At 59.3% G+C, this 18,912-nt stretch carries 17 protein-coding genes; 8 read left to right on the top strand and 9 right to left on the bottom strand.

Annotated elements, in window-relative coordinates:
* Window positions 1-42: 42 nt before the first annotated feature.
* Window positions 43-333, top strand: a complete 291-nt coding sequence (locus tag HYT87_05055) for a hypothetical protein (GenBank protein ID MBI2059121.1) — start codon at window positions 43-45, stop codon at window positions 331-333.
* 30 nt (window positions 334-363) lie between these two features.
* On the opposite strand, the gene HYT87_05050 is transcribed toward HYT87_05055, so the two are convergent.
* Window positions 364-1,938 carry a response regulator gene (locus HYT87_05050; protein MBI2059120.1) on the bottom strand — a complete coding sequence of 525 codons (1,575 nt, stop codon included), beginning with the start codon at window positions 1,936-1,938 and terminating at the stop codon, window positions 364-366.
* Between the two features lie 692 nt (window positions 1,939-2,630).
* Between HYT87_05050 and HYT87_05045 the strand changes: the two genes are divergently transcribed.
* A complete protein-coding gene (locus HYT87_05045; GenBank protein MBI2059119.1) occupies window positions 2,631-4,259 on the top strand; it encodes a hypothetical protein in 1,629 nt (542 codons plus the stop codon).
* Between the two features lie 105 nt (window positions 4,260-4,364).
* Entirely contained in the window at window positions 4,365-6,257 is a 1,893-nt protein-coding gene (locus tag HYT87_05040; protein ID MBI2059118.1) for a hypothetical protein, read from the top strand.
* Between the two features lie 93 nt (window positions 6,258-6,350).
* Here the strand turns inward: HYT87_05040 and HYT87_05035 are convergent, their stop codons facing one another.
* The 6 genes from HYT87_05035 to HYT87_05010 all read right to left on the bottom strand — a co-directional run bounded on the left by HYT87_05035 (window position 6,351) and on the right by HYT87_05010 (window position 9,563).
* The gene (locus tag HYT87_05035; protein ID MBI2059117.1) at window positions 6,351-6,530 is read right to left on the bottom strand and encodes a type II toxin-antitoxin system HicA family toxin; all 180 of its coding nucleotides are present in this window, start codon (window positions 6,528-6,530) and stop codon (window positions 6,351-6,353) included.
* On the bottom strand, window positions 6,527-6,760 hold the full coding sequence (locus HYT87_05030) for a type II toxin-antitoxin system HicB family antitoxin (protein ID MBI2059116.1): 234 nt from the start codon (window positions 6,758-6,760) through the stop codon (window positions 6,527-6,529). Before HYT87_05030 ends, HYT87_05035 begins: the two co-directional genes overlap by 4 nt.
* A gap of 86 nt (window positions 6,761-6,846) precedes the next feature.
* On the bottom strand, window positions 6,847-7,323 hold the full coding sequence (locus HYT87_05025; protein ID MBI2059115.1) for an acyl-CoA thioesterase: 477 nt from the start codon (window positions 7,321-7,323) through the stop codon (window positions 6,847-6,849).
* Between the two features lie 40 nt (window positions 7,324-7,363).
* Window positions 7,364-7,726 (bottom strand): hypothetical protein, encoded by a 363-nt coding sequence (locus HYT87_05020; GenBank protein ID MBI2059114.1) that lies wholly within the window; start codon window positions 7,724-7,726, stop codon window positions 7,364-7,366.
* A 36-nt stretch (window positions 7,727-7,762) separates the two neighbouring features.
* Complete coding sequence (locus HYT87_05015; GenBank protein ID MBI2059113.1) at window positions 7,763-7,948, bottom strand: hypothetical protein; 186 nt, start codon at window positions 7,946-7,948, stop codon at window positions 7,763-7,765.
* Window positions 7,949-7,961: 13 nt separating this feature from the next.
* Window positions 7,962-9,563: a HupE/UreJ family protein gene (locus tag HYT87_05010; GenBank protein ID MBI2059112.1), complete on the bottom strand. Its 1,602-nt coding sequence runs from the start codon at window positions 9,561-9,563 to the stop codon at window positions 7,962-7,964.
* Between the two features lie 21 nt (window positions 9,564-9,584).
* Between HYT87_05010 and dctP the strand changes: the two genes are divergently transcribed.
* Entirely contained in the window at window positions 9,585-10,610 is a 1,026-nt protein-coding gene (dctP, locus tag HYT87_05005; GenBank protein MBI2059111.1) for a TRAP transporter substrate-binding protein DctP, read from the top strand.
* A complete protein-coding gene (locus tag HYT87_05000) occupies window positions 10,607-13,813 on the top strand; it encodes a hypothetical protein (GenBank protein ID MBI2059110.1) in 3,207 nt (1,068 codons plus the stop codon). Before dctP ends, HYT87_05000 begins: the two co-directional genes overlap by 4 nt.
* Window positions 13,814-13,885: 72 nt before the next feature.
* Here the strand turns inward: HYT87_05000 and HYT87_04995 are convergent, their stop codons facing one another.
* Window positions 13,886-14,836: a hypothetical protein gene (locus tag HYT87_04995; GenBank protein MBI2059109.1), complete on the bottom strand. Its 951-nt coding sequence runs from the start codon at window positions 14,834-14,836 to the stop codon at window positions 13,886-13,888.
* 336 nt (window positions 14,837-15,172) lie between these two features.
* Window positions 15,173-16,375, bottom strand: a complete 1,203-nt coding sequence (locus HYT87_04990; GenBank protein MBI2059108.1) for an acyl-CoA dehydrogenase family protein — start codon at window positions 16,373-16,375, stop codon at window positions 15,173-15,175.
* 83 nt (window positions 16,376-16,458) lie between these two features.
* Between HYT87_04990 and HYT87_04985 the strand changes: the two genes are divergently transcribed.
* From HYT87_04985 to HYT87_04975, 3 genes are all read left to right on the top strand, one after another.
* Window positions 16,459-17,895, top strand: coding sequence for a phenylacetate--CoA ligase family protein (locus HYT87_04985; GenBank protein ID MBI2059107.1), 1,437 nt, complete (start codon window positions 16,459-16,461; stop codon window positions 17,893-17,895).
* A complete protein-coding gene (locus tag HYT87_04980; protein ID MBI2059106.1) occupies window positions 17,892-18,326 on the top strand; it encodes an OB-fold domain-containing protein in 435 nt (144 codons plus the stop codon). The genes HYT87_04985 and HYT87_04980 overlap by 4 nt, the downstream gene beginning before the upstream one ends.
* On the top strand, window positions 18,323-18,912 hold a 590-nt coding region (locus HYT87_04975; GenBank protein ID MBI2059105.1), incomplete at its 3' end, for a thiolase family protein. The genes HYT87_04980 and HYT87_04975, both read left to right, overlap by 4 nt.

The following is an 18,912-nucleotide window of genomic DNA, read 5'->3' as shown; positions in this document are numbered from 1 at the left end:
ACACGGCCCCCCGGTGAGGAAGGCTTCTTCGAGAAGATGGAGATGATGTGCAATCGTCTCCAAAGCGCCGGCGTGTTGGAGACGGCCCTGTATCTTCTGGAGCGAGACGATCTGAGCGGGGGACGACGCGCACACGCCGAAGACCTGTTTTGGGGGGATTCGGCAGGACACGAGGTCGATGTCCCGCTCGTCCATGGGGACCGCCCGTACGAATCGGGGCGTCTGGCGGCGAGCGAGTTGTTCTCTCCTCGGGATTGGGAGGGTTACAAGGCAAAGCACAGAGACCCGGCCCCGAACGTCCCGGCAGTCACCGCGACCAAGCTCCCCGCGTAGCTCGCCCCGTTACCGCGTGCGGGATGAAAGTCACACGTTGTGGGCGTCCAACGATCGCCGAACTATACGGGCGAGATCCTCGACGCTGAAGGGCTTTTGGAGATAGTTGGCCCCCGCCGGCAAGATGCGCTGGGAGTTCGCTCCCGAACTGGAATAGCCGGACATGAACACGACCCGCAGCTGGGGCCGATTGCTTTTCAAGCGTTGCGCCACATCCTGACCGGACATGTGGGGCATGACGAGGTCCAGGACGAGGAGATCGAGCGGCCCGGCGTGTCGAGACCCGATCTGAACGGCTTCGGCTCCGTCTGCAGCCTCGAGCACGGTGTAGCCCTTGGAGCGCAGCGCAGCGCCGATGAATCCTCGAACCATGGAGTCGTCCTCCGCAAGGAGGACCGTCTCCGTGCCACCGGGCGCCGGCTCGACGGCTACTGCAGACGAATCCTTCTGTTTTTGCAGGCCAAGCGCAGGAAGATAGATCTTGGCCGTGGTCCCGAGCCCGGGCTCGCTGTAAACGTAGATGTGGCCTCCACTCTGCCGAACGAATCCGTACACCATCGCCAGTCCCAGTCCGGTTCCCTTGGACGCGTCTTTCGTGGTGAAGAAGGGCTCGAAAATGTGGGATTGGGTCTCGGCATCCATCCCCACGCCACTGTCGGTGAGGGCGACCATGGCGTAGTCTCCCGCCTTCACCTCGGGATGCTGGGCGGCGTAGGCTTCGTCGAGGCGGACGTTTCTCGTTTCCAGCCGGAGTTGGCCGCCGTTCGGCATCGCGTCCCTGGCATTGACGGCCAGGTTGAGAATAGCTTGCTCCATTTGGCCGGGATCGGCCCTGATGGAGCCCAATCCCGGATCCAAGTCGACCGCGAGAAGGACGTCTTCACCAATCAGCCGCCGGATCATGGTCGCAATATTGGAAACCACCTGATTGAGGTTGAGAACCCTGGGTTCCAGTGCTTGCTCGCGGCTGAACGCAAGTAGGCGGCGGGTGAGGCTGCCGGCGCGGTCGGCGGCCAATCGAGCATCCTCCAGCCCTTCTCGCAAGGAATCGGGTAGAGAAGGGTCGGCAAGGGCGATTTCGGTTTCTCCGAGTATAACCGTCAGGAGATTGTTGAAATCGTGCGCCAGGCCGCCGGCCAGCCTCCCGATCGCCTCCATCTTCTGGGCTTGAAGCAACAAGCGCTGAGTGTGTGCCAACTCGCCCCGATGCCGGGTTTCCCGCATGGCCCGCTGGATGGCAGGAGCAAGACGTTCCATCCTGGCTTTCAAGATGTAGTCCGTCGCGCCTTTCCTTAGGCACTCCACGGCCTCCTCCTCGCCGATGGCGCCGGTCAGGAGGATGAACGGCCACGCGGGGCGCTTCTCTCTTGTGAGGGCGAGCGCAGACTCTCCATCAAAGCCCGGGAGCCGGTAATCGGCGAGGATGAGATCGAAACCGCCGGCCTCAAGCGCCGCCTCGAAATCCTCCCGCGTGTCGACACGAGTCACCCGGCCTCCGCCGCACTCTGCTGCGAAGATCTGCTGAACCAGTTCGGAGAACCGGTGGTCATCCTCCAGATGCAGAATGTTGATTCCGGTCTTGGGAAGATTCGATCTTGAATCCACTTCCTGCGTTTCTGAGGCTATGTTGGCTCTACCTCTCCGTGCGGTGCGTCGTTCGGGATCGACCCGGCACAGGTCTGGTTGTCCCGTCGCCGCGATATTTCATGCCGGAGTTCCAAAACCGAATCCCATCATCGTGTGGGAATGAGGCTGGCACATGGCTCGGCATCTGTCTGTGACATGGATCACAATTGGATTGAGGGCTTGAGAGGAGCAAGGTATTCGTCCGAAGTTTATCGACATTCAATTTTCTTGGGCAGATGGGTCCACGTCTCTTGTTCTGTTACTTCGCACAAGCCAACTTCGTTTCGCCTGAAGTGATACGGGACATCAGAGAGCCACCCCCACGCATGTTTGGCCGACCAACTCGTAACAACACAAAACTATTGCATAAGTACCTCCTTCGGGAGTAATCCCAGGCCATGGCTCTTCATGGTGAGCCATGGAGGGCTTTCCATCTACCAATACCTGGATGGTACAGGTGCGCCCGGCGCCCCAGACAGCGAGATCCTCCCAGACCTGCTGTTTACCTATGTTTAACAAAAATGGTCAATTTTCGCCCGCGAAAGAACCGATTCATGGCTCTCGCAGGCACAATCAGAAAGGAGAATCTCGTGCAAATTGTAAGAAGCAGCATTTCCGCAGATCGTCAACCCGAAAGAAGCGTCCCCAACCAGAACCCAACGCCCCGGCCCGTGTCCGAAGCCTTGGGTGCGCCTCCGAACGGTCGGCTTTCCGACAACGGTGGCAAACGATGGGAAAACTGGATGTGGCGGGCGATGGAGGGTATGTATTCCATCGTTCCAGTCGGCTTGCTAAGGGCAGGTGTCGAACTCACCAAGAACTACCCATTCTTGGTGGAACGATATCTCCGCACGAGCTCGAACACCTCTCTGCCGAATCTCATTTCGCGCCGGCTGGCGGTTTCGGCTTTTCAACGGGCGGCCACCCATGTGCCGGCCTACGCCGAGTTCCTCCGGTCTCATGAGGTGGACCCGAGGATCGTCCGGAGTGCGGAGGATTTCGATCAATCCGTCCCGCAGACCAGACGGAACAATTACATCTCCGTCTACCCCATACGGAAGCGGTGCGTTGGCGGTCGATTTCCCGTGACGGGTTCCATCGACGAAAGCGCGGGAAGCAGCGGCACTCCGGTGAATTGGGTCCGATCGGATCGAGAACTGCTCGGACTCCGTCACATCACCCAACTGGCGCTCGATTTCAGTTTTGGGCGTGAGGGCCGGCGTCCGACCATTCTCATCAACGCCTTCTCGTGCGGCGCCTGGGCGGGTGGATTCCGGCTCGGGGCATGGACCGAGAGTTGGTGCTTGGTGAAGAATATAGGACCCGATATTCCGCGGATCCAAAAGACGCTGGAGTTTCTCGGCCCGGAGGAGCACTACCTGTTGGCCGGCTACCCGCCATTCCTAAAGGAACTCGTTCGGTTCTTGAGCGAACGTGACGACTTCGACCTGAAATCCTACCGCATCGACATGATGACGGGCGGCGAGGGATTTCCCGAGGGTTGGAGAACCTTTCTCGAGAGCCGTGTGATGGAGGGCGCGAGAATCGTCTCGGGATACGGCGCATCGGATCTGGAAATCGGCGTGGCAGGAGAAACCCCGTACTCTACGGGGATCTTGAAAGCCATGGCCGCCGACGTCCGATTGAGGCGGGCTCTGATCGGGACGGCCCGGGAGCCGGTGTTCTTTGGCCAGTTCAATCCCGGTGGATACTACATCCAATCGGCGCCGAATCGCCGGGGCCAGCAGGAAATTGAAGTTACCATGCTCAGCCGCCACACCTGTTCCCCGCGAATCAAGTACTGCCCCGGGGACGAAGGAGGCCTCCTCGCCTTTGAGGACGTCCGCCGAATGGTTCGGGAGGCGGGGCTGGCGTGTGTGAACGAAGAACTCGCGCTCCCGTTCTTGTATCTGTTCGGACGAAGCGACGGAACCGTGTCCATCGACGGTGCGAATATCTACCCTGAATCCGTGGCAAGCGCTTTGGCCTCCGCCCCGGAGATCGCCGGCGCCATCTCCACGTTCAAGATGGGCATCCGGCACCCGGAAGCGGGGAGCCCGAAGCTGACGATCCTGCTGCGGGCGGCGTTGGGGAGGAGGCCCGATCCCCGTTTCGCGCGCGTCTGTAAGGAATCGATCGTCAGGAAGCTCATCGAATCCAATGCGGACTTCGAGGAGTCCTACCGGTCCAATCCCGAATCGGCGGATCCCCTTGTGGAGGTTCTGCCTTTCGAACTGTGGCCGACCGAGGGGACTGAAGCTCGCGTGAAGGATTCGTACTTTCTGGAAGAACACAAGTAGGCGAGCGCCGCCCCGACGCGGTCGGAAACATAGGCCCTGGGTGGTCTCGGCAGGAGGTCATCCAGGGCCAATTCTTTTTCTCTATGTTCAATAATTTCTGGTAAGATGGCTGCGATGGAGTTGATCGGGGGATTGCTGCTCCCTCTTAGCGTGGTCTTTGCCGGCACAGCGGTGCTGGTGTTGGCTCGGCATCCCGCCCGCCCTAGACACATCCTGGCGTTCATGTTTGGAATGTCGGTCGCGGGGTGGTCGCTGGCGCTCTACCTGGCATTCATTGCCGCAACGGATCCGGAAGCCGTGTTTTGGGCACGCATGGCATTCGTCGGTCCCATTGCTGCGGTTGTCACCTACCTCGCTCTCCTGCGCGACTTTGAAGGCAGTGGGACAAGGAAGCTGCTGCACTGGTCCACGATCACCGCATCGATATTCGGAGTTGGCCTCGCCATCCTTGCCTTCCATCCGGAAGTGGTGGCAAGCGCGGCCCGCAAGAGCACGGGCATGGCTTTTGAGTACGGCCGATACTACGGCCTGCAGATGGCCGCTTGCGGCCTGCTGGGGCTCCTGGGGCTTGGGCGTGCGTGGTACGTCTGTTTGCGGCTGACAGGACGGGAGCGGGCCCAGGCGGAAATCGTACTCGTCGGAATGGTGATCAGCGGCTCGCTGGCGGCCCTCTCGAATGTCGTGCTTCCCCTGCTGGGCCTTTCCGGAGTCTATGTCCTGGGCCCCTTTGCCTTCACCTTCGGGACTGGCGCTTTCTACTATGCGATGGCCAAGCACCGACTTTACGACATCGAACTCGGCCTTGGGCCCTTGCTCAAGACGCAACGTTTCTGGATGCACGAAAAAGTGAAGGAAGCCCTTGGAAACCCACAGAACTACCTCGATCTGGCCGGGTTTTCCAAGGCGCTTCAAGCGGCGTTCGCGGTCCCGGATATCGGCATCAAACTCCTCTCCGAACGGGGCCGAGCGTCAAGGATGTACGGCAACCGCGACATGCCGACACCCAGCCCTGAGCTGCTCGCGTTTTCGAAGGGCAAGATCGTAGTGCCCGATTTGCTGCCCGATCCCCACCGACTGGAAATGAGGGAGAAGGGCTACTCCGCCCTTGTTCGCCTCGGCGACTCGGACAAGCCTTTCGGAGTACTCCTGTTGGGAAAAAGTCTTGATCACGTCCTTTTTTCCACCCAGGATTTCCGACTGCTCGGGGCGCTGGCGCGTCAGCTGGAGATCGCCGTGAAGGTAACCCTGGAATTCAGAACTCTGGTTGGAAAATCCGAAAAAGAATGGGATACCCGGATCGGGGAGGAGCCCTTGCTGCCGTGGACCGCGGCAAGTTCCCCGATGACGCTGCTCTGTCTCGACCCTGGGGGGCGGATCCGGGCGGGGTTGGGGGAGAGGATCGCACGAGATTTCGTGGTTCAATATGCGGAGAGTGAATGGGAGTTCTTGCAGAAAGCCTTGGCATCCAAGTCGTATGATCTGGCGCTGGTCGTGGCGAGAAACGAGGAAGATCGCGTTTGGCCGCTCATGGATGATCTGAAAGATCAGAAGAGCGAGCTTCCCATTGTGGTTGTTCATTCAAGCCGGGAGTTCGGGAACGCCGATAGGACCCAGTGGATGGAGGAGCCGCGTGTTCTGGGCGTGTGTGAGCTCGGAATGACCCCGAACGAGACGGCCAAAGTGCTCCGCATCGCGGCGGCGTCCGGACGGTACTTCAGAGGTGAAATGGATCCCGCCGTGACCGACAGGCTCCCGAATGCGGCGGTGAAACTTTTCCCATTACTTGTCCGAGCTGTTTCAGACGGCAAGGACTTCATGGGAATGACCCGCCTTTTCCAGAGGCGCCTGCTTGAGATGGTCCTGTCAGGGTCCAAGACTCAGTCGGAGGCGGCAGGCAAACTTGGGTTGAGCGCCGCGAATTTGAGCTTGAAACTCGAAAAAATGGGCATGAGAGAAAAACGCACCCCACGCGAGAGAGTTGAGGAGCCGGGAGAGTAGGGCGACAGCACGCTCACCCTCTGCGGCGGCCGTACTCGACAAACCGCCTCCACGTTCTTGTGTACTATTGTTGACGGGCGTGGAACCTTCCGTTCACTCAAGGCCGAGTTGTTTTCTGATGAGCCGGACCAAGCTCTCCTTGATCTCGTTGTGGCGTGGGACGGGAGCCGTCCGTCCTTTCCTGGGATTCATGTAGATGTCATGATTGGCGCCATGGCGTTTCAGGAAGCAGCCACGGCTGACCAATCCGCGAATGAGTTCGCGCAGATTCAGACCGTGACCCCGATCTCCCTCGTGCGAACATGGCGTGACACGATGGAACGGACCTCCTCGATCATCATTCCAAAGGCATCGCGGACATTCTTCTCAAGTTCAGCGAGCGTTTCACCCTGACTGAATACGCCCGGCACTTCCTTCAGCCTCCCCACGTACGAACCATCATCCATCCAATATTCCAACGTGAATCGCCGGATCTTTGCTCCTCCCCGTTTCGAATTTCTCATGAATCCAGTCCGGCACCTCCGATTCGAGGGTGGCAACCCTGTCGGCACCCCGTGAAGCGAACGACGACTTTGATCCGTTGAACGCCCTATTCGACGGTCCGGACGTGTCCTTTCTCGAATGTCATGATCTTCTGACGCACTTCCTCCGAAACGCGGATGGCGCGGCCGCTGTCCTTTGAGAGCGTCACTAAAGTGGTGTAGCCGACGGCAACCGCTTCTCCCGTTCGGGCGTTGCGGATCAGATACTCGAACACATAGCTGGCGTTTCGCATCTCGCCGATGCGCACGTGGAGATCCAGAACCTGATCGAACCGGGCCGGGGACTTGAATCGGCAGCCGGCCTCGCCGACGGTCACATTGTACGGACGCTGCCCGTCGAACCAGTTCTCGCCAAACAGATTCCGAAAATACTCAACACGCGCCACCTCGAAGTAGACGAGGTAATTGGAGTTATAAACGACGCCTTGAGCGTCGGTTTCTGCGAAACGAACGCGCAGGCTGGTTTTGAAATTGTACTTCGCCGGATCCTCTTCGACCTGAATTCTCGGGTACCTCTTTTCCATGGAATTTTTCCGGGAATGGTAGGGATCGACAGCCGGACCGTCAAGCGGCGGCCGGCTTCGCCCGGCGGTACCGCGGAACGCGCAGGAGAATCCACAGCCCTTCGGGAAGCGCGACGGATGCCCAGAGCAGAGCGATCAGCATGTCGGCCAGGAACGAACTCTCCTTCACCTTCCCAGGGTACCAGAGCCGGAACAGCCAGCGATCCACCGTGTTCCCCGCCCGGTTGGTGAAATTGAGAAGCAAAGCGGCAGCCCGAATCTGTTGAGCGTGAGCCTCTGTAAAGTGTGAAGAGAGGTCGGGCTGTTTCTCAACGCCCAGAATCAGGCCGAGGGCGTAATCCACCGCCGCACGTGTTCTCGCATCCTCTGCCTTCTCACCCCGGACGACACTCTCTGAATCCATTCCTGCCGCCTGTCCCAGGCGCTTGTGGGCGAAAATTCAGTGCCGGCAATCGTTGGTGAGCGCCACGCTGAGCATGATGCGCTCTCGGAGACGGGTCTCCAACTTGTTCGGTCCGGCATACAGCCGGATGATGGATCCCGCGGCCGGCCTGAGCGCGGAGAAGGCGCCGACAAATTCTCCCAAGGTGTACCCCTTCTTCGTGAATCCGGGCGACTCTTTCATGGCTACATTGTAGTCACTCGGGGCTAAGAGTCCAAACCTCTTTGGACGAAGTGAACACGACTCGCTCCTTCGCCTTGCCCTTGGCGATTGAGGCGATCATTTGATGGCCCCCTCCGAACTTGCGAGGCAGTCGGACGTCCAACCTGACATCAGCGAGCGGCCGCCTGCAAGTGTACACAAGCGTGCAGGCCAGGTAGTTGTGCCCGCCCATATCGAGCTGCTTGAGGGCCTCCACTTTCGGGGGGCAGTACTGACCGGCTGATTTTACAAAAATGGTTTCTGAGAACAGGCGATCCACGTCGCTGCGGCCGGCAACCAGTTCCCTCTCGCTCAAACGACGATTCGTGGGGTCCATCTCTCGCGGCAGGTACGGTTGCCACTCCCACGACCCGATCCATGATTCGATCCGCACGGTCTTGTCCGTGATTTCGATGCGGGCATAGGAGGTTGCCTCGGGGTGAGCGAAAGCGGTTCGCTCCATGAGCCAGATGGAGCCCGCAACGAGAATGCCGGCCGATGCAACGCGGAGAAGCTTCGGCTGCCAGGAGAACCGGGCGATCGTGTGGAGGAGCGGGTAAACGACGGCAACAATGGCGACTTGGCCGATTTCCACGCCTAAATTGAAACTGAGGAGTCCGGCGCCGATCAGGGAGCGCGGGATATTCATGCTGAGCAGGATGCTCGAAAAGCCAAGACCATGGATCAATCCGAATCCGAAGGTGACCATCCACCGCTTCCCCCAGGATGGGGGAGGCGCTTGCGACCGCTGTTCGCGGCCACGGATGGCCGCATCGTGGGGCAAGCGCTTCCGCGGCTCCCTCCAGAGATTTTCGACCGCGATGTAGACAATCGAAAGTGCGATAAGGGGTTCCACGAATCGCGGTGGGAGCGAAACATAACCGAGCGTCGCCGCGGCCAACGTGGCCGTATGCGCTACGGTGAACGATGTCACGATGGTGATCAGCGAGCGAAGCCTTCCGGCGCCGAGGATCAGCCCGATGAGAAAGAGGACGTGATCGTAGCCCGTGAAGATATGTTCGATCCCAAGGCGGATGAATTTCGGCACCTGCGGCCAAATGGCGATCTTTGCGGCAAAGTCCCGCACGGTAATGTCTTCCTGTCCGGGTCCGAAAAGGAGCGTGGAGGTCCCCTTCACCCCGTGAAGGGTAACGAACATGCGGTGCTGAGGGAGGAAGTATCGGGCGAGCGGAGCGTGAAGGGTCAGCGACTCCCACTCCTGTCCGCAGGTGAAACGGAGGCGGGTTTGGGCGAATGGATGGTCTTGCCGGATGGCCTCGCGTGTGTCCTCCGCTACTCCCTCGCATGCGTGGCCGGCGTGCTCAACGGAGAGCAATTCGATCAGCGCCCTTTCGATCTCCGGCCGCGCCGCGAGAAGCTCGCTCTCCGACCGGATCACCGGCATGTTCCCCTGGAGGAAGAAGGCCCGAGTCCAGTCCTCGTAGGAGATCCACACGGTCCACTCCAAGGCGCCGAGGTCGACCCGTACCTCGCCGAGCGAGACCCCGGGCTGGTGCGCCTGGGCCGCGCGGGCGCCAAGAGAGCCAACGACAAATGCCGTGGCCGCCCACGCTCTTGCCGCATTGCAAAGTCGCACGATGTCTGTAGTCTACACGGCGTGTCGCACGGGCGCGAATACGGTGGGTTTCTCTCAACTGTCATTCTTGGTTTCTTCTTTCTGTTTCCGCTCCAGGCAGCGTCCGAAACCCCACCATCGGTAGTGCTCCGTTTCGGAAGCCTGGCGCCACGGGGCTCCACGTGGGACCGGACGTTCAAACAGATTTTCGACGAGATCACGTCACTCTCTCAAGGACGCATCAAAGCAAAATCGTTTTTCGGCGGCGTCCTGGGCGATGAGCCGGAGATGGTGCGCAAAATGAAATCCGGTGAATTGGATGGAGCCCTCATGACCACTCTTGGGATCCAGGAGATCGTTGCCGAGATGGCCGTTCTGGAAATTCCCTTTTTGTTCGATTCGCTGCGCGAAGTCGATCGGATGAGGCCGGCCCTGAAAAAGAAATTCGGTGCTCAATTCGAGCGGGAAGGATTTTCACTTCTGAGCCTCACCGACCAAGCCGGGTTCATCCAGATGTATTCGCGGGAACGGATTTCCACCCTGTCCGATCTGGCTCGCCAGAAGGTGTGGGTGTGGGAGGGCAATGCCGTTCACGCGGAGTCCTATCGATCGCTGGAAATTGAACCGGTGCCGCTGCCCGTGCCCGCGGTCGGAGAGGGTTTGGCCTCGGGTCGGATCAACGTCATCACCACTACACCGCTCACGTGCCTCGCCCTCGGGTGGCATCAGTACCTCAGGTTCGTTCTCAAGCTGGACTACCGATATGCACCCGCGGTTATCCTCCTCCGGAGAGAACGATTGCAGTCCCTCGGCCCGGAGCTTCGGAAACTGCTTGAAACGGTCTTCGAAAAATACGAACCTCAAACGATCCAAACCATGAGACAGGACAATGAACACGCCCTGGCGGGAATGAAAAAGCGCGGAATGGAGATCGTGGTGCCTTCCGTCGAAGCGCTGGAGGAATTCAAGGCGAAAACGCGCCCCGTAGCCGACGACCTCGTTCGGAAGGGGCTCTTCCCCAGGGCCTTGGTGGATGAAATCCTGAAATTGAAAAAGGAGGAAACGTGAATCATCCGATTCGTGGCTCGTTCGCGGTCGGCACCCTGCTGGGTATGGCAGTCTTATCCTGTTCAGGCAATGAACCCAATGTAGGCTTGGCCCCGCGCCGATTGACGGATGGACCCCGGATTGTGTTCGAACTGACCGCGAAACCGTTTCCCAAAATCCCGTTTCCCAATAACGTCGCCACGCGAATCGATCCCAGTTCGCCAACGGGCCGGCGCGTCAACGCGAGCCTGGTGGGTCCGACGCTCCTGGAGCGCGATATTCGGGCCAAAGTGGATCGTCTTTCCGGTTTCAGCACGATCAGCGCCATCACCGTCTCGTTTGACTCGCCGCTCGATCTCCAGACCTTGATCGACCGGCATCAAAAGAACCACGATTTGGCGGATGACGCGGTCTACGTGTTCAATCTGGATCGCCCCGAAGAGGAGCCGGTGGAGATCGACATGGGGCGGGGAAACTTCCCCGTTGGACTGGAGGAAACTTCGTACTTCGATAACGATCCCCGCGCGGGTTCCTGCACGATCCTCTTCGAGACGGTCAATGAAGATCTGAATGGCAACGGCCTGCTCGATCCCGGCGAAGATACAAACGACGACGGTCGACTCGGCGTCCCGAACTTCAAGAAAAATGGGACGGGCAACTGTTACGACGATCTGGTCACTTTCTATGACCTCTCGGACAACACCCTGATCCTCAAAACGGTGGCGCCCCTTCGAGAAGAAACCAACTATGCAGTGGTGCTCACCACGGACCTCATCGGCGAAAACGGCCAGTACGTGGAATCGCCGTTCGAATACATCAATCACACCCAGCAAACCCGGGAATTGAAGAAACTTCCGTCGATCCTGTCGCGATGGGGCCGGTCGATCGACCAGGTGGCCTTTGCATGGTCCTTCACGACCCAGAGCATCACGCGCGACCTGGTGGCCATCCGCAAAGGTCTCTACGGCTCCGGACCGCTCAAGCTTCTCTCGGATTTTACTCCGCCCGAACTTCTCAACGTTCCGCCCCTCTACTGCACGGAGAAATGGAAGGAGGAGAACAAGCAGGACATTTTCTCGAGGACATGCGATGCGGAGATCGTCAAGGGTGCGGCAGGTGGAAATCCCTATACGCTCAAGGCGGTGGATATCGTCAAGCTCTTGGAGCAGGTGATCAGCCTGCTGGGCCTGCAGACGGAAGAAAACCAACAGAAGGCCATCACAGGCGCCTATCGGGATTACGTGGACTACATCGTTCAGGGCGAATTCGAGACGCCCTATTTCATCTGCAATCGATGGATCGAGGAGGAGAGGAAATGCGACAGGGATGATCTCGGGGTTTTCGATATCGATCTGGCCTCGGGAAAGGTCAAGGGGTTGGGGAAGGACGTCGGCGTATTCTGGCTGGCCGTGCCGAAAGCGAATCCAAAAGCCGGTTACGGCCCTCCATTCCCGGTGGTCTTCTATGGTCACGGCTATACAGGGAATCGGGTGGAGTTTCTCGGCTTCGCCGAACACATGGCGAAGTTCGGATTCGCCACCGTGGGCATGGAAGCGGTGGGGCATGGCATCCCGCTCTCCAAGGAGATTCTCGACGTGGCGCCCCTGGCCCTATCGCCCTATGGTCTCAGCCCGCTACTGAAGGCGCGCACGGGAAGGACGCGCGACCTGAATGGGGACGGGGTGGGGGACTCCGGAGGCGATTTCTTCTCCGCCGATACGTTCCACACTCGGGATGTCGTGCGACAAAGTGTTGTGGATTACATGCAGCTCATCCGGATTCTGAGGACGTATGACGGCAAGAAGCTGTGGCCGTTTGACATCAACGATAACGGCCAAGCCGATGACATCGCCGGTGATTTCAACCATGACGGGACACCGGACATCGGCGGTCCGGACAACCCCTTCTATGCCTGGGGGCAGTCGCTGGGGGGGATTTTGTCTTCCGTCCTGGCCGGAATAGAGCCTTATGTGCGCGCCGCCGCACCGGTGTCCGGGGGAGGCGGGCTCATCGACATCGGCGCCCGAACGATTCAGGGAGGCGTCGTCGAAGCGGTGTTTCTGCCCCTCTTCGGTCCAATGGTCATCGCTCAGCCATCCAAGGACAACCAGGTGGATTTGAAATTTCTCATCCATGATGTGAATCGGGACGTGAAGATCACCTTTGCCCGCACGGGAGCGCTCAACGCGGGCGATTGGGTGTCTGTCGAGAACACGGTCAATGGGAGGCGCGACGTGGTTCGCGTACACCAAGCCAATTTCATGAGGGCACACATTACTTCGGACAAGGGAGATCGGCTGAACGTCACGATCTACGATGGGGCCACGTGTCCAGCTTCCTTGGAGGATGAGGTCCTGGCCGGCGCCTGTGCCATTCGGCACGAAATCAACACGTTTGGGGTGGACGCAAGTTTCCAGAGCTACAGTTCGGATGGAAGTTCGAAGGTGAACTATCCCAAGGATTCTCCGCTCGTGTCCCTGGCGAGTGGATACGGCTACAGGCGGAACAATCCGGACACAAGGCGATTTATGGAGATCGCCCAGATGATTGTCGATCCGGCCGATCCCGCCAACTACGCGACCCACTATTTTCTCGATCCGATCCGGCAGGAGCCGGCGCCGCCGGACTGGAAGGGAAGCAACGTGCTCGTGATCGGCACCATTGGCGACATGAACGTGCCGCTGAATACCGCCCTGATGATCGCGCGATCGGCGGGGATCCTGGAATATCGGAAAGTGGATTCCCGCTATGGGAAATCCGACAACGATGTTCTGATCGACAATCGCGTGTTCGAGAATCTCGAATCCCTGAACCGGTTCAATCCGTTTGGACTGCTTTTTGATCCTGACAACTTGTCTGATGGGACGGACGGGCTTTGCCAGAAGGGAACCTGCCCTCCCCGCCTGGACCCGCCTCTCCGCAAGACCTTGGAGACAGGCGTCTATGGTGTCCCCGGTGTGTCCGGGCTAAGACTTCCGCTGACGTGTCCCAATGACCATCTGGAGGAGGATGACTTCCAGTCCAAGTGCGGCTTCGGTACCGACCAGCACGGCTTCTTCATCTCCTCGCCCCAAAAGGCATTCGACATGGATACGTTCATGGTCAATCAGATCGGGCGGTTCTTTCAATCGGAAGGGCGTGAAATTCGCGACGACCGCTGCTTGGAGTCCGAGTTCAAGCCCGGCGGCAGACGCTGCGATTTCATCCCTCCTTCTCCGCAGTAGGTATTATCGGTGACAGTATACTTTATTGACGGTAATAAAGTATACTGTCACCGATAATACCGATAGTAGAGCCTACCAGGCGAGGGCCACGGTGGCGGAGATCCCGAAGGAAGCGCCTGACAGGGCCGCCAGACCTAGAGCCGCCGCGTTTTCGATCTTGATCCGATTGCGCAATTCCCTCTCGCGGTCCGGATTATCCGTTCTTTCGGCGACTCTCTGCTGCACCCGAGCATTGTAGTAGGTAACGGCGGCCGCCGTCGCGGTAGCGACTCCGACCATGAGTCCGGTCCAAACGACTCTCTTTGGGCGGCGAATTCTCGGTGCCGCACCGGCTTCCAACGTCCCGGGCGAATTACCGGGAGACCCTGAATCCAAGGCGCCTCGCTCGGGCCAGTCCCATCCTTCCGGCAACTTGAGATCGGCAATGAGCCGGTAGATCAAGGTCAGCCCCTCGGGTGTCTTGAGGAAGATCGGATACTCCCCGTGGGCCTTGCGGGCGACAACCTGGATCGTGGGCCGATCTCCCGGGATCGTTTTGGAGAAGCGATCCACCAGCTGGTAGCCGGGTGGCAGCGTCAGAGAGACGCCCAGAGCTGCTGGGGGATCAGCGCGGACATCTCCCGCCAAGATAGCAGGGGCGCTGTCAAGCGCCGTTGCGGAAACCTCGGGGAGGGCGATCATGCCCTCGCGTTCCCTCTTGTTCGCATCGACGAGCACAAACCGTATTTCGCGCGCTCCGGACGGGATCGTGTACCGCACATAGAATTGCCGTCCTTGGAACGAATTCAGGTCCACCCGCTGGCCGGAAATTACAAGCTGATTCGGCTCTGCGAGGGGATTGTCTCGAGCGGGGGTCAGTTCGAGAGACTTCCCCTCGGCCCAAAGGGTCTCGACAGGGAGCGATCCGAGGAAGCTGATTTCCGCGGGCTCGATGGAAACCGTGAGCTTCCAGCCGAACTGATCGCCAAAGGCGAGTTTCGGGAGAAGCAGCCAAAGGAGCGGGAGGGCCGTTCGCGCTACCATTGAATGCGCTATTCTAGTCAAAGCGGGGCGGATTGAACAGCGAAACCTTCGCATGGTGTTGCCGGTGGTGATGGCTGTCCCCACCTCTTGAAAAAAGATCAAGCCTCCACCGTTGCATTTTTGCGCCTTGTCGAAGTGAGCCAGGTCACACGGATTTGGGAATTCGAGTGGGCTCAACAGGTGTGCTGCAATTGATCGTGGCCCGGACGCCTTGCGTTGGCTGGTATGGAGATTGCGTCATGAACCGGTAGAGACTCGCCAGAGGAGCCCGGTACGGTCCGGATGTTGAGGGCTGACGGATCGAGTCGCCGGGCTCCGGGCGAGATCGACAAACGGCTACCCCGACGAACCCGGATAACCCGCCAGCTTCTTGGCAATAACCAACCTCTGAACTTGGCCCGTGCCCTCGAAAATGTCGAAGACCTTGATATCCCGAAATAGTTTCTCCACAAACCGATCCTGTCGCACGCCCGCCTCAGCCATGACTTCCATCGAAGATCGGATGACTTCGAGTGCGGCGACCGGCGCGTATGCCTTGGCCATTGAGGCCTCGATGCTGTTGGGTTTCCCTTTGTCCAGAAGCCACGCCGCCCTCCAACACAGCAGCCGGGCGGTCTCAATCTTCTGCCGCATCATGCTGAGACGTTCCAATACTCGGTGAGAACGAGGTACCGGGCGGGAAAGGACGAGCACTTCGCGGACAAACGATCGGGCGTGGTCGAAGGCGGCGCGCGCGATTCCCACCGCCATAACGGCGACGGTGGGGCGCGTCATGTCGAAGGTTCCCATGGCGCCCTTGAATCCTTCTTTCCGCTCATAGTGTTTTTCACCGCCCAGCAGATCGTCTTCGCTGACGCGACAATCTTCACAGATCAGTCCCGCTGTTTCCGAACCGCGCAACCCCATCTTTTTGTCGATTCGGGCTACACGAAATCCGGGCGTACCTTTCCGGATGAGAAACGCCCGATGCCCCGCCCTACCCTGATTGGGATCGACGGTGGCAAACCAAATCACCCAGTCGGCACGCGCCCCGTTTGTGATGAACATCTTTTCGCCGTTCAGAACGTAGTGCCGGCCGTCCTTCCGCGCGGTACTCCTGATCTGCGCGACATCCGATCCTGCGCCGGGCTCGGTGAGGGCGAAAGCACCCCAGTGGGGCATGCTCTTATCTACATAGGTCCTGTAGAAGGCCGCCTTCTGGTCCGGGGTTCCCATCAACATGACGGGAGGACTGGCCAAGCCGGGTCCGGGGAGGGATAGGGCTACTCCCTGGTCCCAATACCCAATTTCCTCACCGACCAGAACGCGGAACCGACCCAGCATTTTTTCGCCCGTTTCTTCTCCCGGCAGTTTCACGCCAGGTCTGATCCCGAGCGGCAGATTCAAAGCGAGGAACTCCTTGAAGAAGGGATGGTCCGGCGGTAGGGGCTCATGTTTCACGTCGCATTCCATGCCGAGCGGTCGAAGTCGTTCCCGACCCAACCACCGGATTTTCTCCAGAGCCTCTTCCACGCCTGGAGGGGGTGTGAAATCGATCATCGGCGCGATCGATATCCTCTCCATTGGATGACCTCACGTCAAGCCAATTGAACTCCATCGTCAAACCCGCTAGGGTGGATTCGATGGGTTCGAGGACCAAAGGCAGGCCCGGACACCAACGCGCCCGGGTTCCGCGAATCAAGAGACCGTACTGGAACATGGAGGTCGAATCGCACCTGGGAACTCCTCATCTTGAACCCACCCGACTCAAGCGCTTGAAGGCTGTTCTCAACTACGTCGAACGATCCTCGGAATTTCATCGCTCGCGCCTGGCTGGACTTCGGAGGAAGCCGGCCAAGATCAATTCATTCGAGGATTTTCGTAGCCGGGTCCCCTTGTTCACGAAAGAAGATCAACGGCTCGCCCAAGAGGAGTCTCAATCACGGCCGGGCCACGGCTTCGGCACAACGCTATGCGCGCGGCCGGAAGAGATTCGGCTTTTCTGCGCCACCTCCGGCACGACGGGTGAACCGACATTCTACCTTTTCGCGGAGAAAGACTTGGCCGTATGGTGCGAGGGCCGTGCGAGGGCATTCTGGAGAGCCGGGCTGAGGCCGGGCATGCGCGTGCTCATAGGATTCGGCCTGGGCATGTTTGTCGGCGGTGTCCCAAACGTCGTCGCGGCCCAGCGATTCGGGATGGGTGTTGTCCCGGTGGGCGCCGAGAGCGGGGCGTCGAAGATCCTGAAGTTCACCTTGCTCACCCGGCCTCAGGCCCTGTTGGCGACTCCCTCATTGGCTGAGCATCTTATCGAGAAGGCTCCAGAGATCATGGGAAGTTCTGCCCGAACGCTGGGCATTCAGACTCTGCTCCTGGGAGGGGAAACTGGCGTGGGGATTCCAAGCGTCAAGGAGAAGCTCGAACGCGAATTCGGAGCGCGGGTGTTCGATCTGCAAGGGCCCAACATGTCCTGCGATGCGCCGGAGTATCAGGGAATGCACCGACTCATGGACGACTTCTACTACTATGAACTGGTGGACCCGGAATCGAAGCAGCCCATCGAAATGACCAACGGCGCGATTGGGGAATTGGTTACGACTCAACTATGGAAGGGTGCGGCGCCATTCATCCGGTACACCGCCGGCGATCTCCAGCAGATCTTCACGGAGCCGTGCCCCTGTGGCCTGACGGGCATCCGGTCTCGGATCATCGGGCGCACGGACGACATGTTGAAAGTGAAAGGTGTGATCGTCTATCCGGCGGCGGTGAAAAATGTCATCGGATCGTTCCAACCCGAACTGACCGGTGAATTCCGGATTGTCCTCGATCAACCTCCGCCCCGCGTCAATCCGCCGCTTCGGCTCAAGGTGGAATATGCGGACACGGGGGAGGGGTTTTGCGGCACCACCGCACGGGACGTCATCGAGCCTGAGTATCTGGCAGGACTTGCGGATCGTCTGAAGGACGCCTTCCACTCGCAGCTAAAAGTGACCCCTGAAATCCAGTGGGTGCCTGCCCAATCTCTTTCGAGAACGGCTTCGAAAAAGGACTACTTCGAGCGAAGCTACGATCAGAGATGAATCAACTTCCTCCGAGGCCCTTTTTTCCGGATCTTTTCGAGCTTCCGGGGAATGACTCGGAATCCGGACGCCTGATCGGAATGCGTTGCGAGGACTGCCGGAAGACGTGCTTCCCCGGTCGCGAGTGGTGCCCCGCTTGCTTTGGGCAGAAACTCGGCCGTGTCCCGCTTTCAAAGAAGGGTACGTTGTACACGTTTACCGTTTGCCGGATGTCGCTGCCTCATCTGAAAGCGCCGTACGTCATCGGGTACGTCGACCTGCCAGAGGGTGTGCGGGTGTTCTCGATACTGGATGTAGATGTAGGGGCGGGGCATGCCCCGCCCCTACGCATCGGCATGCCGATGGCGCTGACGTTTGGACAATTGCGCATGGAAGAAAATGGTCAGGAAGTCTGGTGCTACAAGTTCAGACCTCATGGGGAACCGTCATGAGGAAGACCTACGTGGCCGGAGTGGGCATGACCGCCTTCGGCAAGTTTCCGGAGCGACGGATCGATGATCTCGCGCGTTCTTCCATCGTGGATGCGATCAAGGACAGTGGCCTGCCGCCAAACAGCATTCAGATGGCCTATGTGGGGCACACCCGGCAGGGAACCTGTGCGGGCCAAAGGGTGCTCTCGGAGCTCGGCCTGACCGGCGTTGAAATCCTCAATGTCGACAATGCTTGCGCGAGTGGCTCCTCGGCCCTCCGCTATGCGATGCTGGCCATCGCTCACGGGATGGCGGATGTCGTTCTGGCCGTGGGGATGGAGAAGTTGTCCGACCGGATAAAGGGAGTCATCCCTCCGAGAGAGGATGACCTGGAGGGGGCGATGGGCCGCGTGATGCCGTCCGTCTTTGCGATGATTGCGCAACAGCATATGGCGAAGTACGGTACGACGAAGGAGCAGTTGGCGTTGATCTCCGTGAAGAACCACGCCCACGGGGCGCTCAACCCCTTCGCCCACTTCCAATCCCGCGTCACTCTGGAGGAAGTGCTGGAGAGCCGGGTGGTGGCGGACGCCGACTGGTTGCCCTG

This window comes from Nitrospirota bacterium, assembly GCA_016180645.1.
Classification (GTDB): Bacteria; JACPQY01; JACPQY01; order JACPQY01; family JACPQY01; genus JACPAV01.
This window is presented reverse-complemented; position numbering and strand designations above follow the sequence as displayed.